General features: G+C 33.7%; 12 protein-coding genes. 6 read left to right on the top strand and 6 right to left on the bottom strand.

The features are described from left to right. Positions 1-119: 119 nt before the first annotated feature. Positions 120-1,088, bottom strand: coding sequence for a tryptophan--tRNA ligase (gene trpS, locus IMCC3317_RS13520; protein WP_160130030.1), 969 nt, complete (start codon positions 1,086-1,088; stop codon positions 120-122). Positions 1,089-1,204: 116 nt separating this feature from the next. Here trpS and IMCC3317_RS13515 point away from each other — a divergent pair, with 116 nt between their 5' ends. Then, the gene (locus tag IMCC3317_RS13515) at positions 1,205-1,951 is read left to right on the top strand and encodes a lysophospholipid acyltransferase family protein (protein ID WP_160130029.1); all 747 of its coding nucleotides are present in this window, start codon (positions 1,205-1,207) and stop codon (positions 1,949-1,951) included. 99 nt (positions 1,952-2,050) lie between these two features. On the opposite strand, the gene IMCC3317_RS13510 is transcribed toward IMCC3317_RS13515, so the two are convergent. The 5 genes from IMCC3317_RS13510 to IMCC3317_RS13490 all read right to left on the bottom strand — a co-directional run bounded on the left by IMCC3317_RS13510 (position 2,051) and on the right by IMCC3317_RS13490 (position 7,286). After that, complete coding sequence (locus tag IMCC3317_RS13510) at positions 2,051-3,775, bottom strand: porin family protein (RefSeq protein ID WP_160130028.1); 1,725 nt, start codon at positions 3,773-3,775, stop codon at positions 2,051-2,053. Further along, a complete protein-coding gene (locus IMCC3317_RS13505; RefSeq protein ID WP_160130027.1) occupies positions 3,768-4,307 on the bottom strand; it encodes an RNA polymerase sigma factor in 540 nt (179 codons plus the stop codon). The genes IMCC3317_RS13510 and IMCC3317_RS13505 overlap by 8 nt, the downstream gene beginning before the upstream one ends. Before the next feature lie 27 nt (positions 4,308-4,334). Next, entirely contained in the window at positions 4,335-4,754 is a 420-nt protein-coding gene (locus IMCC3317_RS13500; RefSeq protein ID WP_160130026.1) for a hypothetical protein, read from the bottom strand. Between the two features lie 255 nt (positions 4,755-5,009). Next, entirely contained in the window at positions 5,010-6,011 is a 1,002-nt protein-coding gene (recA, locus tag IMCC3317_RS13495) for a recombinase RecA (protein ID WP_160130025.1), read from the bottom strand. A 612-nt stretch (positions 6,012-6,623) separates the two neighbouring features. Then, the gene (locus IMCC3317_RS13490) at positions 6,624-7,286 is read right to left on the bottom strand and encodes a CHAP domain-containing protein (RefSeq protein ID WP_160130024.1); all 663 of its coding nucleotides are present in this window, start codon (positions 7,284-7,286) and stop codon (positions 6,624-6,626) included. 240 nt (positions 7,287-7,526) lie between these two features. Between IMCC3317_RS13490 and trhO the strand changes: the two genes are divergently transcribed. The 5 genes from trhO to IMCC3317_RS13465 all read left to right on the top strand — a co-directional run bounded on the left by trhO (position 7,527) and on the right by IMCC3317_RS13465 (position 13,617). Beyond that, positions 7,527-8,558: an oxygen-dependent tRNA uridine(34) hydroxylase TrhO gene (gene trhO, locus IMCC3317_RS13485; RefSeq protein WP_160130023.1), complete on the top strand. Its 1,032-nt coding sequence runs from the start codon at positions 7,527-7,529 to the stop codon at positions 8,556-8,558. Positions 8,559-8,658: 100 nt separating this feature from the next. Next, a complete protein-coding gene (gene ricT / locus IMCC3317_RS13480; RefSeq protein WP_160130022.1) occupies positions 8,659-9,996 on the top strand; it encodes a regulatory iron-sulfur-containing complex subunit RicT in 1,338 nt (445 codons plus the stop codon). Next, entirely contained in the window at positions 9,980-10,471 is a 492-nt protein-coding gene (locus tag IMCC3317_RS13475) for a gliding motility lipoprotein GldH (protein WP_170293851.1), read from the top strand. Before ricT ends, IMCC3317_RS13475 begins: the two co-directional genes overlap by 17 nt. An 18-nt stretch (positions 10,472-10,489) precedes the next feature. After that, a complete protein-coding gene (locus IMCC3317_RS13470; protein WP_160130020.1) occupies positions 10,490-12,841 on the top strand; it encodes a penicillin-binding protein 1A in 2,352 nt (783 codons plus the stop codon). Positions 12,842-12,915: 74 nt separating this feature from the next. Further along, positions 12,916-13,617: a CoA transferase subunit A gene (locus tag IMCC3317_RS13465; RefSeq protein WP_160130019.1), complete on the top strand. Its 702-nt coding sequence runs from the start codon at positions 12,916-12,918 to the stop codon at positions 13,615-13,617. Positions 13,618-14,410: the final 793 nt, after the last annotated feature.

Below are 14,410 nucleotides of genomic sequence, written 5' to 3'. Positions count from 1 at the left end.
AAAACGAAAATAAAAAACTGAATTTGAGTATTTTAAAAATACTATAGTAAGTGTTTTCAAAATTTCATTTGAATGAATCTCGCATTAAACTATTCATGTATATTGTATTCTAAACAAACTTAATAACCAACTTTTTTTCGAACTCTAGCTAACACTTCATTCGCAACTTTCTTAGCTTTTTCAGCACCAATTGCCAAAGCGGCATCAATTTCATTTTTGTTTTCTATATAATGATTGAAGCGTTCGCGCTCGGTAGCAAATCTTTCAACAACAACTTCGTAGAAAGCTTGTTTGGCGTGTCCGTAACCGTAATTTCCGCCCAAATAATTTTGACGCATTTCTGCGATTTGAGCTTCACTTGCTAATAATTTATACAATGCAAACACGTTATCTTTATCAGGATCTTTCGGATCTTCCATCGGCGTACTATCCGTTTGGATTCCCATAATTTGTTTGCGTAGTTTTTTATCGGTCTGAAAAATATCAATCACGTTATTTTTACTCTTGCTCATTTTAGCACCGTCAGTTCCAGGAATCAACTTGGTGTCTTTTTGAATTTTAGCTTCAGGCAATACAAAAGTTTCGCCTAATTTTTCATGAAAACGCGTGGCAACATTACGTGTAATTTCTATATGTTGTTCTTGATCTTTCCCTACGGGAACAATCTCAGCATCATATAATAGAATATCTGCAGCCATTAACATTGGATACGAAAACAAACCTGCATTTACATCTTCCAAACGATCTGCTTTGTCTTTAAAACTATGCGCTAATTTTAATCGATTAAACGGAAAAAAACAACTCAAATACCAAGAAAGTTCTGTTACTTGTGGCACATCACTTTGGCGATAAAATACCGTTTTATTCACATCTAAACCAAATGCAAGCCATGTTGCCGCAGTTCTGTATGTGTTTTCGCGAAGTGTTTCTCCATCTTTTATCTGCGTAAGCGAATGCATATCAGCAATAAACAGAAAAGAATCATTTTCCACACTTTTAGCCATTTCTATTGCAGGAACAATTGCTCCTAAAATGTTGCCTAAATGTGGTGTTCCTGTGCTTTGAATTCCAGTAAGTATTCTAGCCATGAGTAGTTGTAATTATTGAATTTTAGCAAATGTACTTCTTTTGAAATCACTACTGAAAATTTCATAAAAATAATTTCTGAACACATTTTCGAAACTTTAATGTATTTTTGACACTTATGATTACTTTCATACGCAATATTGGAATTGTTATTTGGCGCATTTGGTTTTACTTTTTGGTGCTATTTCCTATACTTATATTTTTCCCAATACTACTATTATTGACAACTTCAGAAAAACTATATCCGCAGTTTTTTTGGTTTGCTAGAAACTTTTGGGCGCGTCCAATTTTATATGGAATGGGCTTTTTTCCTAAGTTTAAACAAGAAGAAGAAATTGTACAAGGAAAAAGTTATATGCTCGTTGCAAATCATACGAGTATGACAGATATTATGTTGATGCTTCTTGCGTCTAAAAATCCATTTGTTTTTGTCGGAAAAAAAGAACTCGTAAAGATTCCTGTTTTTGGTTTTTTCTATAAACGTACGTGTATTTTGGTAGATAGAGGAAGCATGGCAAGTAGAAAAGCGGTCTACGACAGCGCACAAAAACGTCTCAATCAAGGTATGAGTATTTGTATCTTCCCGGAAGGGAAAGTGCCAGAAGAAGATGTTGTATTGGATGAATTTAAAGATGGCGCATTTCGGTTGGCAATTGAACACCAAATTCCTGTAGTACCAATGACGTTTGTGGATAATAAGAAACGACTTTCATATACATTTTTTAGTGGTTCGCCAGGACGCATGCGCGTAACGATTCATAAATTTTTGAGTACTGAAGGCTTGAAAGTTGAAGATAAAAGAGAAATTAGTAAAACGGTAAGAGACATAATTTTAACAGAACTTACGGCACACGGAAGTTTATAAAAAAATAAAAAATCGTCTTTCCTATAAAAATAAGAAAAACGATTTTTGGCAAGCATCTCTGCTTTTAAGGTATATGGCGTATACCTATCAACTAAAAAACTAAAACCTAAAACTGACTCCTGTATAAACGCCTACTGAATAAGGTTTAAAGTTGCCAGTATTTCCTGAAAATGTATTTAACTGATATTTTAGCATTGGCTCTAAGTTGAACTCTAATTGTTCCGAAATTTTATAATCGATTCCGATGCCAATATTTGTACTAAAACTCACATCATTTATATTGGTTGCTTCTCCAATTTCTGCGACTATTTCTGGAGAATCTAATATGATACTATTTTCTGTTAAGAGCAATGTGCTTACACCGCCAATAACGTTGATTCCTAATTTTTTATCGAGTACAGCATATTTTAATTCCACGGGAACTTCAATATAACTCATGCGCTGATTCAAGTTTCCTTCAATTTGCTTTTCAAAAATAGAAGATTCACTTGTTGGTAATTGATATTGTGAATACACAATAGTTGATGGCGCTTGTCTGTCTTTAAGATCAAACGAAGCTCCATTAGTTCTGAAAGCAATAGTTGTTAAATCATTTCCATTAATAGATGGTACAAGCGCAATATCTTGCGTACTATAACTATAATCTACTTTGTGAATTCCTGAACGAATTGTAAGTCTTTTTGAAACATCATACCCAACATTGACACCATAACTTAGATTTACATCTCCGGCTTTTGTATTGTCTGCAAATGTTTCATCAATTGGTGAGCCATTGCTAAGACTATTGTAATAGATAGGCGAAGCATTTGGCGAAATTGTCCATTTTTTACGCTTCACTTCGGCTACTTCGGACTCTTTTTCTAAATCGTGCAAATCATTAATAACGTCTAATAATGACTTTTTAATGAGATCATCTTTTTTCACTTCTGCAACTGCTGTTTCTATAATTGAAGTTTCAGTATCAGTTGTTTTTGTAGCGTTTGTTGCTGATGAATTTGATGTGTTTGAAGCGTTTGTTGAATTGTTCGGATCATTTTGTGCAACAGTAGACGAATTTGAGTTTGTAACTGCGTTTTTATTTGTTTTCGAAGAATTCACGCCATTCTGAACATCATTATTATTTTCAGAAGTTTTAGTTCCGTTGTTGTTATTTTGCGTTACTGTAGTTGAACCTAAAACATAATCACCATTTCCAACTTTATAATTTCCATTATTAGATCGGTTATTTGGCGTTTGCTGATTCGTATTTGTTGAATTTTTATTTTCTGGCGAACTAGTATTAGTTACTGCATTCTCGTTCGTAATCAAAGTACGATTCTTGATCTTATTTGTAGTAACATTATTGTTTGAAGATTCTTGCGAAGCCGAATTTGTAGTTGTTCCATTTTGTTGTGCAACACCATTTTCATTCGCAATACGTTCTTGATCGTTTATAATTTTATTAGAAGATGAATTGTTTGGATCATTTGATGAATTTTGCTCAGAATTTATATCGGTTAATTTCGAATTTGACGTTGTTCCGTTATTGTTTTCATCGAGATTTGAATCTTTCTTCGTTGTTTCCGTAGTTTGTTCGTCCGAATCAATTTCAGTTCCATCAGAATTCACAAATTCATTCCCTACAAAAAACAATAAAGCAATTGCAGCGGCAATTCCGGCGGCTTTGTATAACCAAGGAAGAAATATGACGCCTTTTCTCTTTTTCTCAGCTTCTTGTGCGTCTAGCTTATCGGAAATTTTATCCCATAAGGCAGAATCGGGTGACGCTTCAAAATCTTCGAAGGTGTCCCGAAACAGGTTGTCTATTTTTTTTTGATCACTCATTGATGGCGATTTTTTTTTTAAACGTTTCTACTTTAGTCTTCAAAATCATTCTGGCTCTAGCCAAATTAGATTTAGAAGTTCCTTGCGAAATGCCTAACATTTCAGCAATTTCTTGATGCGAATAATCATCAAGCACATATAAATTGAATACCAATCGATACCGATCTGGTAATTCTTGAACGATGCTCAGTAAAAAATCTAATGAAACATCTTCTTCATAAACGGTTACTGGTCTTTCTTCCAACACGCGTTCATTTATAACTTCAAAAACACCTTTACTTCTATATTTTTGAAGTACGGTGTTTACGGTAATTCTTCTAAGCCAACCTTCAAACGAACCTTTAAAGTTGTATTGACTAATTTTTTCAAAAATAACCATAAAACTATCTTGCAAATTATCTTCCGCTTCAAGCTTGTTCCGAGAGTACTTTAAGCTAGTCGCGTATAATTTTTTAACATATAAACTATACAGTTGAGCTTGAGCATCACGGTTGTTATTCTTACATTTATGTATGAGCTGTTCTAAACTCACTCGGTTTGTTGGTTTTAGTAACTTAAATTAATTGGTAACAGGCACTTCATATATTAAATACATATCTTGTCCATTATCATCTTTGCCTTGCCAAAACTTAAATGTATAGGAATTTGTATCAAGCACGCTAAAACTGAATGATTTTGATTGAAAATCATCTTCAAGCGTTTCGCAATCACTTCCAAGTGTCACAAAATTTATAACAGCCACATTTCGGACGTTATTATCTTCTGGTACATATTGAAAACTACTAAACGAATGACATGTTGTTGGACGTTTATAAGTTACGGTAATTATGTGCGTTTCTCCAAAATTAAATTCAGTAGGTATTTCTACGGTTTCTATTGGAATAAACTCAATTTGAAAATCTGCCGCGCTGTCGTCAACGGAGCACGAATTAAATAGTGTTACACACACTAATGAGACTAAAAATACTATCTTTTTCATAATCGATAATAAGCTACTTTGTCAAGTAGATGATAAAAAGTGCAAATGGTTGCGTCTAAAAACATAAAAAATCCCGAAAAGGGATTTTTTATGAATTCGTTTACCCTTTTGGGCTTAAGCAAAAATTAGAAATTTTCAGTTCTATTGAATATTTTTTTGAGTTGCATAGCATAGCTACGGAAAGAAATATATACAAATACTGAGCTAAAAACAACAATTTTTTAGCAAATTAGAAAAGGGTAAACGTGTTCATTATTAACTATTTGCAATAGCGGCTTTAATTTTTATTTCCAGTTCTTCAAGCAACTCTGGATTATCTTGTAGTAATATTTTTACTGCGTCTCGTCCTTGTCCAAGTTTGGAATCTCCATAACTAAACCAAGATCCGCTCTTTTTTATAATTTCGTAATTCACACCGATATCTAAAATTTCTCCAACTTTAGAAATTCCTTTACCATACATGATATCAAATTCTACCATTTTAAATGGTGGCGCTACTTTGTTTTTTACAACTTTTACACGGGTTTTATTTCCCATTACTTCTCCGTCTGTGGTTTTTATCTGTGTAGAACGTCTAATATCCAAACGTACAGAAGCATAAAATTTTAATGCATTTCCACCAGTTGTAGTTTCAGGATTTCCGAACATCACACCAATTTTTTCACGCAATTGGTTAATGAAAATCACTGTACAATTTGTTTTACTAATAGAAGCAGTTAATTTACGAAGTGCTTGCGACATTAAACGTGCATGCAATCCCATTTTAGAATCTCCCATTTCTCCTTCAATCTCGCTCTTTGGTGTCAAAGCAGCAACAGAGTCAATTACAACAATATCAATTGCTCCAGAACGGATTAAATTATCAGTAATTTCTAAGGCTTGTTCTCCGTGATCTGGTTGAGAAATAATTAAATTGTCAATATCAACACCTAAGTTTTCAGCATAAAAACGATCAAAGGCATGTTCTGCATCAATAAAAGCTGCAATACCACCTGCTTTTTGAGCTTCCGCTATAGCATGTAATGTTAAGGTAGTTTTCCCAGATGATTCCGGACCATAAATCTCCACAACTCTTCCTCGTGGATATCCACCAACACCTAAGGCAATATCTAATCCTAAAGATCCTGAGGAAATGGCATCTATATCCACAATGGGTTGATCGCTCATTTTCATCACAGTACCTTTACCGTATGTTTTATCTAACTTATCTAACGTAAGCTTTAATGCTTTTAATTTTGCTTCTTTTTCTGAACTCATGATATCAATTTTTCTATTAATTAGAATACTGCTAAATTACTATTTCTTTTTACCGTAAACAATTCGCCTCTTCGGATTTTCATCAAAAAACATTGAAAATAATCACATATTGGACGCAACCTTTTTGAAAACTCTGTATCTAATATGTAAAATTGCTTATTAAATTATGAGAATCTTGAAAAAAACTATATTCCAAAAAAGGGATAATGCTTCGGTTTCAGTTTATGGGAACTGTAAGCTAGACGGTGGCTAACTTCATTGTTAATTCTATTTTACAATAGAAAATTTTTATATTAACAATGAATTAGCTAGTAAAAGTGCTTCTATATAAATAGAGGCACTTTTATTTTCCCCGTAGTTGCAGTAAAAACTATTTTCAACTACTCAAAAAGCACTACTTTAGTCTTCATTTCGCTTAATCTCGTCACTCTTTTTTTTCCAATTCCATCAACTGACAAATATAATTTAGCCTCTTTTATAAATTATAAAATTAAAGATACAGCATACTTTTCAATATCACTTTATAAAATTTGTAAGCGTAGCTATTTGTTTATAAGCGTTGTTGTTTTTGAATAAAATGTAATATAGTAAAAATTGATATGCATCTAAAAACTAATTACAACTACTATACGGAGTGCTACATGTACTAAAAGGCGCATTATTACAATTAATACCAATATTAGGGTTTTGATATCCTACAACATTATTATCGGTACTCGAAATCCAAATGGTTCTACATACACCACTAGGTCTGTTTCCTTCATTAATTTTAATACTGTATTGGACAGGATTTGGATTAATTAATACAACTGACTCGATATATGCCACATGTCCTGCGGAAATTCCCGTGTCCATAATTATAGCAGATCCAACAGCTGGCGTACATGAGTTAATTAATTTCTTTTTCCCACCTAAGCATCCTGTGTTAGTCCACTTATAAGTTATGTTACATCCAGAATTAACAGGCATTAAACGATTGTCAAATGAGCGTACATGATATACACAGTTGTTGCAATCAGCTTCTGTGAGCGATTCTTCTCCAGGAGAATAATAATCCATAATGGCAAGAATTTGCTCATTAGTCAAATCTTTAAAGCGCTCATCATCCGAAAGGTCTGTAAAAGATTTACTCAAATCTATTCGGTAATACTCAAAATTTATTGTTGTTTCGTTCTCACTCTCTACAGCAGCAATAGTATCACTACTACAATTTATAAAAAGGAAGGTTGCTACTAAGAACGTTCCTACTCCTAAAATCATTTTATTAATTTTCATAAGGTTATTTTTTAGTTATACTTAAAAATAAGAAATATCAATGCTAAAAAAGTAAGCTGTTTCCGTATTTTTTGTACGTGTAAAGCAGAAAATATTTATAAACGTATTTTTTGAAACGTTAAAATTTTTGATTTTCTATTCAAAACGGCAAATCTTAAAATGATATACCGGTAGTTCATTGAAAAAATGTATTTTTGCCCTGAAATCATACACTTTTAAACTTAAAAAAATTGATATAGCATGCAACTGTACAATAAATTAAGTGCTAAAGAAAGAGCCGAACTTATCGAAAAAGCTGGTAAGGATCGTATGACAATATCTTTCTATAAGTACGCTAACATCGGAAATCCTGAAATTTTACGAAATCACTTATTTATTAATTGGGACAACATAGACGTCTTGGGAAGAATTTATGTTTCGTACGAAGGCATCAACGCGCAACTTTCTGTGCCAGCCGAAAATTTTAATGCGTTCAAAGAACATATAGATACAATTTCATTTCTAGAAAATGTGCGACTCAATGTAGCAATAGAACATAATAATATGTCTTTCTTAAAGCTAAAAGTGAAAGTTAGAGATAAAATTGTTGCTGACGGATTGGAAGACACTAGTTTTGACGTTACCGAAAAAGGTGTACACGTTGGCGCGGAAAAGTTTAATGAATTATTAGATGATGAAAACACGATTTTGGTTGACATGCGGAACCATTACGAAAGCGAAATTGGTCATTTTCAAGGCGCAATAACGCCAGATGTGGACACATTTCGTGAATCATTACCTATCATAGAAGACGATTTATCAGCTCACAAAGAAGATAAAAACCTTGTCATGTATTGTACAGGCGGAATTCGTTGCGAAAAAGCAAGTGCATATTTCAAACACAAAGGTTTCAAAAAAGTATTTCAGCTTGAAGGCGGAATTATTAATTATGCACGACAAGTAGAAGCGCAAGAATTAGAAAACAAATTCATTGGTAAAAATTTTGTGTTCGATCACCGAAAAGGCGAACGTATCTCAGATGATGTTATTGCCAACTGTCATCAATGTGGAAACTCGTGTGACGAGCATGTAAACTGCGCTAACGAAGCCTGTCATTTACTATTTATTCAATGTAAATCGTGTGCCGAAAAAATGGACGATTGCTGTTCTGACCAATGTAAAGAAGTACACAATTTACCAGTAGAAATGCAAAAAGAACTCCGCAAAGGAAAAGAAGTAAGTAACAAAATTTTCAAAAAAGGAAGATCGGAAGTGTTAAAGTACAAAAAGTAGATTTCCAATGCTACGGAAATAATCCTATCTTTACATCTTTAGAGAAATTTATGAACCCTATATCTGCAAACCCGAATTTGCAGATTCTATATATACAAATATGAGTTGTAACAGTTGTTCCACTGGTAAAGATGGTCAACCACGCGGTTGCAAGAGCAATGGTACTTGCGGAACCGATAGCTGTAATAAGCTAACGGTTTTCAATTGGTTATCAAATATGTCGTTACCAAGCAGTCAAGAACCTTTTGATTGTATTGAAGTGCGCTTCAAAAACAGTAGAAAACATTTTTATAGAAACACAGAAAATCTAACGCTAAGTATTGGAGATATTGTGGCTACAGAAGCTTCTCCCGGACATGATGTCGGAATTGTAACGCTTACCGGAGAATTGGTACGAGTGCAAATGAAGAAGAAAAAAGTAAGTGTTGACAGTGAAGAAGTCAAAAAAGTATACCGAAAAGCGTCTCAAAAAGATATTGATGTTTGGTCAAGATCAAGAGATAGAGAAGAAGAAATAAAAAAGCGTGCCCGCGAATTGGCAATTGCTTTAAAATTACATATGAAAATCTCGGATGTAGAATTTCAAGGAGATGCATCAAAAGCTACGTTTTATTACACTGCGGAAGATCGTGTAGATTTTCGTCAACTAATTAAAGATATGGCAAAAGCATTCAGTATTCGTATTGAAATGCGTCAAATTGGTTTTCGTCAAGAAGCCGCTCGCTTAGGTGGAATTGGCTCTTGTGGACGCGAATTATGTTGTTCTACTTGGTTAACCGATTTTAGATCTGTAAATACGGCTGCCGCCAGATATCAGCAACTTTCGTTAAATCCCCAAAAATTAGCAGGACAATGCGGAAAGTTAAAATGTTGTTTAAATTTTGAATTAGATGCGTATCTAGAAGCACTAAAGCAATTTCCAAAAAGCGACGTAAAACTCTACACCGAAAAAGGAACGGCAGTTTGTCAAAAAACAGACATCTTCAAAGGACACATTTGGTATGCGTATGAAGGTGAATGGATGAATTGGCACAAGCTAACTACAGATCAAGCGAATGAAATCATCGCGCAAAACGCAAAAAAAGAAAAAGTAGCAAGTTTAGAAGAATATGCTATAGAACTTGATGAAGAAGATACTAAAACAGACTTTGAAAACGTTGTAGGGCAAGATAGTCTTACGCGATTTGATAAAAAACCCACTCGAAACCGAAAGAAAAGAGGAACTCAAAACAAAAACAGACGTCCAAATACAAATCCTAGCAATAAAACTAGAAGTAGTGTACCTGCGAAAAGAAGTAGTACTGCGAAAAGTAGTACTAATGAAAAAAGTAACGATACTACAAAAAACACTAGTGGAACTGCTAAAAGAAGTACTGGCACAGCAAACAAGAATAACAACAGACGTAAAAAACCTAATAGAAATGCAAACCCAAAGTAAAATCGCATTTTTTAGCTGTATTCTTTGTGTAACACTATTTATTTCTTGTGACGGTAATCGTGTTTTTGACCAATATGAAACCGTTGGAAAATCTTGGGACAAAGACACCTCTTTAACTTTTAAATTTCAACAGCCAGACAGCACAAACAGCTACAATTTGTTTGTGAACGTGAGAAATACAAATGAATATGAATTTCAGAATTTGTTTCTCATTGTAAACATGAACTTTCCAAATGGAAATGTTGTTACAGATACGTTAGAGTATGAAATGGCAACACCAAAAGGAGAATGGCTTGGTACAGGATTTACAACAACCAAAGAAAGTAAACTTTGGTACAAACCAAATGTGCGTTTCCCGTACAAAGGAATGTACGAAGTTGAGATCCAACAAGCGATGCGGAAAATTAATGAACCCAATGGAGTCCAAAGCTTAAAGGGAATCTCAGAGGTCGGCTTTAGAATAGAAAAAAAATAGTGCAAACAACGTATTGAAATGGCAAAAAAGCAAGTCAAAAAAGAACAAGAAAATCCTTCGTATGCTAAAAAAATCATCAAGTGGTTTTGGATCGTATTCGCAGGTGGAATTACAAGCATATTCCTATTATTTTTATTAGCTTCTTGGGGAGCTTTAGGAGAAATGCCTTCTTTTGAAATCTTAGAAAATCCGCAAACAAACTTAGCAAGTCAAATATTATCCTCTGACGGAAAAATATTGGCAAAATACTATTTGAATGACAATAGAACACCTGTTGGTTATAAAGAGTTGCCAAAAGAATTAGTAGAGGCATTAATTGCTACGGAAGATGCACGTTTTCACAATCATTCAGGCATTGATGTCCGCGGAACCATAAGAGCATTTGCTTTTTTAGGAAGTAAAGGTGGCGCAAGTACAATTTCTCAACAGTTGGCGCGTCAATTATTTGTGGGAGAAGGTTCTAAAAATCTTCCAGAACGACTCATTCAAAAAATCAAAGAATGGGTTATTGCAACACGTTTAGAGCGTCAATATACCAAAGAAGAAATTATTGCCATGTATTTAAACATCTATGACTACGGTAATAATGCAGATGGAATTCGCTCTGCGGCGAGAATATATTTTGGAAAAGAACCAAAAGATTTACAAATTCAAGAATCTGCTATGTTGGTCGGAATGTTCAAAAATTCCTCACTCTACAATCCTAGAAGAAATCCTGAAGGTGTAAAAAACAGAAGAGATGTTGTATTAGCGCAAATGTACAAATACGACTATATCACAGAAAAAACGAAAGACTCTTTACAGAAATTGCCACTAGCATTAGATTACAATCCAGAATCGCATAATGAAGGGTTAGCAACATATTTTAGAGAACACTTAAAAGGTTTCTTAAAAACATGGATTAGCGAAAACCCAAAAGCAGGTGGCGGAAAATACAATATCTACCTTGATGGATTAAAAATATATACCACTATTGATTCGCGCATGCAACAATATGCTGAAGAATCTGTGGAAGAACACATGACAAAATTACAAGCAGAATTTTATCATCAAAACACAAAAGATAGAAACAAAAATGCGCCATTTGCCAAAGATGTTGAGCAAAAATCTATTGACAATGTATTAAATAGAGCTATAGAAAATTCAGAGCGTTGGAAAATCATGAAAAAAGAAGGAAAATCTGAAAAGGATATCCTTGCTTCATTTGATAAAAAAACACCAATGACATTATTTTCGTGGACGGAGAAAAACAATCGTATTGATACCATCATGACGCCACGTGATTCTATCCTCTACTCAAAATTCTTTTTGCGTGCTAGTTTTATGTCATTAGAACCACAAACAGGACAAGTAAAAGCTTGGGTTGGCGGTATAAATTACCGAAACTTTAAATACGATATGGTAAAACAAGGAAAGCGTCAAATAGGTTCTACATTCAAGCCATTTGTATATGCTACCGCGATAGACCAATTACACTTATCACCTTGCGATTCTATGCCAAATGGACCTTTCTGTATTGAAACAGGTAAATATGGGTTGCTAGAACCTTGGTGTCCTAAAAATTCTAACGGCGATTACGAAGGTATGAGAACTCTTAAAAGCGCATTAGCAAACTCTGTAAACACGGTAACTGCACGTTTGATGGATAGAGTTGGACCTGCAAACGTTCGGTCATTAGCACAACGACTAGGTGTAGAATCTGAAATACCAGAAGTGCCATCAATTGCATTAGGAACACCAGATATTACCTTATATGAAATGCTTGGTGCATACGGAACTTTTGTAAATAAAGGTGTATACGTAAAACCTGTTATAGTAAGTAGAATAGAAGATAAAAACGGAACTGTTTTATACGAATTTGTGCCAGAAACTAAAGATGTATTAAGCGAAGAAGTAGCGTACACCGTTGTAAACCTTATGGAAGGTGTAACACAAAGTGGTTCAGGAGCAAGATTGCGCAGTAAAGGAGCAAATAAGTGGAATCCTATGTACGACGAAATCATCACAGGATATCCGTACGAATTCAAAAATCCAATTGCAGGAAAAACAGGAACTACTCAAAATAACAGTGATGGTTGGTTTATTGGAATGGTACCAAACCTAATTTCTGGAGCTTGGGTTGGTGGAGAAGATCGTCAAATACGTTTTGAAAGAACTAAATACGGGCAAGGAGCATCAATGGCATTGCCGATTTGGGGATTATTCATGAAAAAATGTTATGCAGATGAATCACTAACAGTTTCAAAAGATAAATTTCCTGAGCCAGACGAATTGACTATTAATGTAGATTGTTCTAAAACGACTACAAAAGCTGATGATGGCACCAAAAATCCTAACGGCAATGATAAGTTAGATGGAATAGACTTTTAATAATCCTCAAATTATTCTAAAAAATAAGAGACATCTTTTGAAAATTTCGTAATTTTCAATCAAAATATTGATTGATGATTAACAAAAAGATAGATACAGTACAACAAGCAGTAGCAGGCGTAAAAGATAATATGACATTGATGCTTGGTGGTTTTGGTTTGTGCGGAATTCCCGAAAATGCAATTGCCGAATTGGTAAAACTTGGCGTAAAGAATCTTACGTGTATTTCAAATAATGCAGGTGTGGACGATTTTGGTTTAGGCTTTCTATTACAACAGCGTCAAATCAAAAAAATGATTTCTTCTTATGTGGGAGAAAATGATGAATTTGAGCGTCAAATGCTTTCTGGAGAACTTGATGTAGAACTCACTCCACAAGGAACGTTGGCAGAAAAATGTCGAGCAGCACAAGCAGGATTTCCAGCATTCTACACGCCAGCAGGCTACGGAACAGAAGTCGCTGAAGGAAAAGAATCAAGAGAATTTAACGGAAAAATGTACATCTTGGAAAAAGCGTACGAAGCAGATTTTGCATTTGTAAAAGCTTGGAAAGGTGACGAAGCAGGAAACCTAATCTTTAAAGGAACTGCCCGAAACTTTAATCCATGTATGTGTGGCGCGGCAAAAATTACGGTTGCTGAGGTAGAAGAATTAGTGCCTGTGGGCGAATTAGATCCAAATCAGGTACATATTCCAGGGATTTTTGTACAACGGATTTTTCAAGGAGAGAACTATGAAAAAAGGATTGAACAACGGACGGTTCGAACTAAAAGTTAATTTGAAAATGTGTCAATTTGAAAATTTGAAGATTGGTTTTTATAGAACCTTTTGAAATGTTGACTTTCTTTTTGTTATTTAATTTGATGATTTGAAAATGTGTCAATTTGAAAATGATACTTAGAAAGAACCATTATGATTAGAGATTGTCATTTTATTCTAGAAGTTAATTTGATGATGATTTAATTTGAAAATTTGAAAATGTGTCAATTTGAAAATGATACTTAGAAAGAACCATTGTGATTACAGATTGTCATTTTATTCTAGAAGTTAATTTGATGATGATTTAATTTGAAAATTTGAAAATGTGTCAATTTGAAAATGATACTTATAAGAACCATTGTGATTACAGATTGGTATTTTATTCTAGAAGTTAATTTGATGATGATTTAATTTGAAAATTTGAAAATGTGTCAATTTGAAAATGATACTTAGAAAGAACCATTGTGATTACAGATTGTCATTTTATTCTAAAAGAACCATTTTCAAATCAAAAAAGGTAGTTAAAGATTCAAAAGGAAATAGATTTAAAAAAAAGGTTATTAAATAGAAAAGCATCACCAAATTTTCAAATCGTCACATTTTCAAATTGAAAAAAGGTAGTCAAAGATTCAAAAGGAAATAGATTTAAAAAAAAGATTATTAAATAGAAAAGCATCATCAAATTTTCAAATCGCCACATTTTCAAATAAAAAAAGGTACTCAAAGATTCAATAGGTAGTAGATTTAGAAAAAAGGTTATTAAATAGAAAAGCATCATCAAATTTTCAAATCGCCACATTTTCAAATTATA

This window comes from Kordia antarctica, from assembly GCF_009901525.1.
Classification (GTDB): Bacteria; Bacteroidota; Bacteroidia; order Flavobacteriales; family Flavobacteriaceae; genus Kordia; species Kordia antarctica.
The sequence above is the reverse complement of the archived record's forward strand: the minus strand, read 5'-3'. Positions and strand labels throughout refer to the sequence as shown.

What these genes read in the sequence shown, in the direction of transcription:
- IMCC3317_RS13475 (WP_170293851.1), top strand. Translation starts at nt 9,980, where the DNA reads ATGCAAACCCAAAGTAAAATCGCATTTTTTAGCTGTATTCTTTGTGTA.
- trpS (WP_160130030.1), bottom strand. Translation starts at nt 1,088, where the DNA reads ATGGCTAGAATACTTACTGGAATTCAAAGCACAGGAACACCACATTTA.
- IMCC3317_RS13515 (WP_160130029.1), top strand. Translation starts at nt 1,205, where the DNA reads ATGATTACTTTCATACGCAATATTGGAATTGTTATTTGGCGCATTTGG.
- recA (WP_160130025.1), bottom strand. Translation starts at nt 6,011, where the DNA reads ATGAGTTCAGAAAAAGAAGCAAAATTAAAAGCATTAAAGCTTACGTTA.
- ricT (WP_160130022.1), top strand. Translation starts at nt 8,659, where the DNA reads ATGAGTTGTAACAGTTGTTCCACTGGTAAAGATGGTCAACCACGCGGT.
- IMCC3317_RS13470 (WP_160130020.1), top strand. Translation starts at nt 10,490, where the DNA reads ATGGCAAAAAAGCAAGTCAAAAAAGAACAAGAAAATCCTTCGTATGCT.
- trhO (WP_160130023.1), top strand. Translation starts at nt 7,527, where the DNA reads ATGCAACTGTACAATAAATTAAGTGCTAAAGAAAGAGCCGAACTTATC.
- IMCC3317_RS13490 (WP_160130024.1), bottom strand. Translation starts at nt 7,286, where the DNA reads ATGAAAATTAATAAAATGATTTTAGGAGTAGGAACGTTCTTAGTAGCA.
- IMCC3317_RS13500 (WP_160130026.1), bottom strand. Translation starts at nt 4,754, where the DNA reads ATGAAAAAGATAGTATTTTTAGTCTCATTAGTGTGTGTAACACTATTT.
- IMCC3317_RS13465 (WP_160130019.1), top strand. Translation starts at nt 12,916, where the DNA reads ATGATTAACAAAAAGATAGATACAGTACAACAAGCAGTAGCAGGCGTA.
- IMCC3317_RS13510 (WP_160130028.1), bottom strand. Translation starts at nt 3,775, where the DNA reads ATGAGTGATCAAAAAAAAATAGACAACCTGTTTCGGGACACCTTCGAA.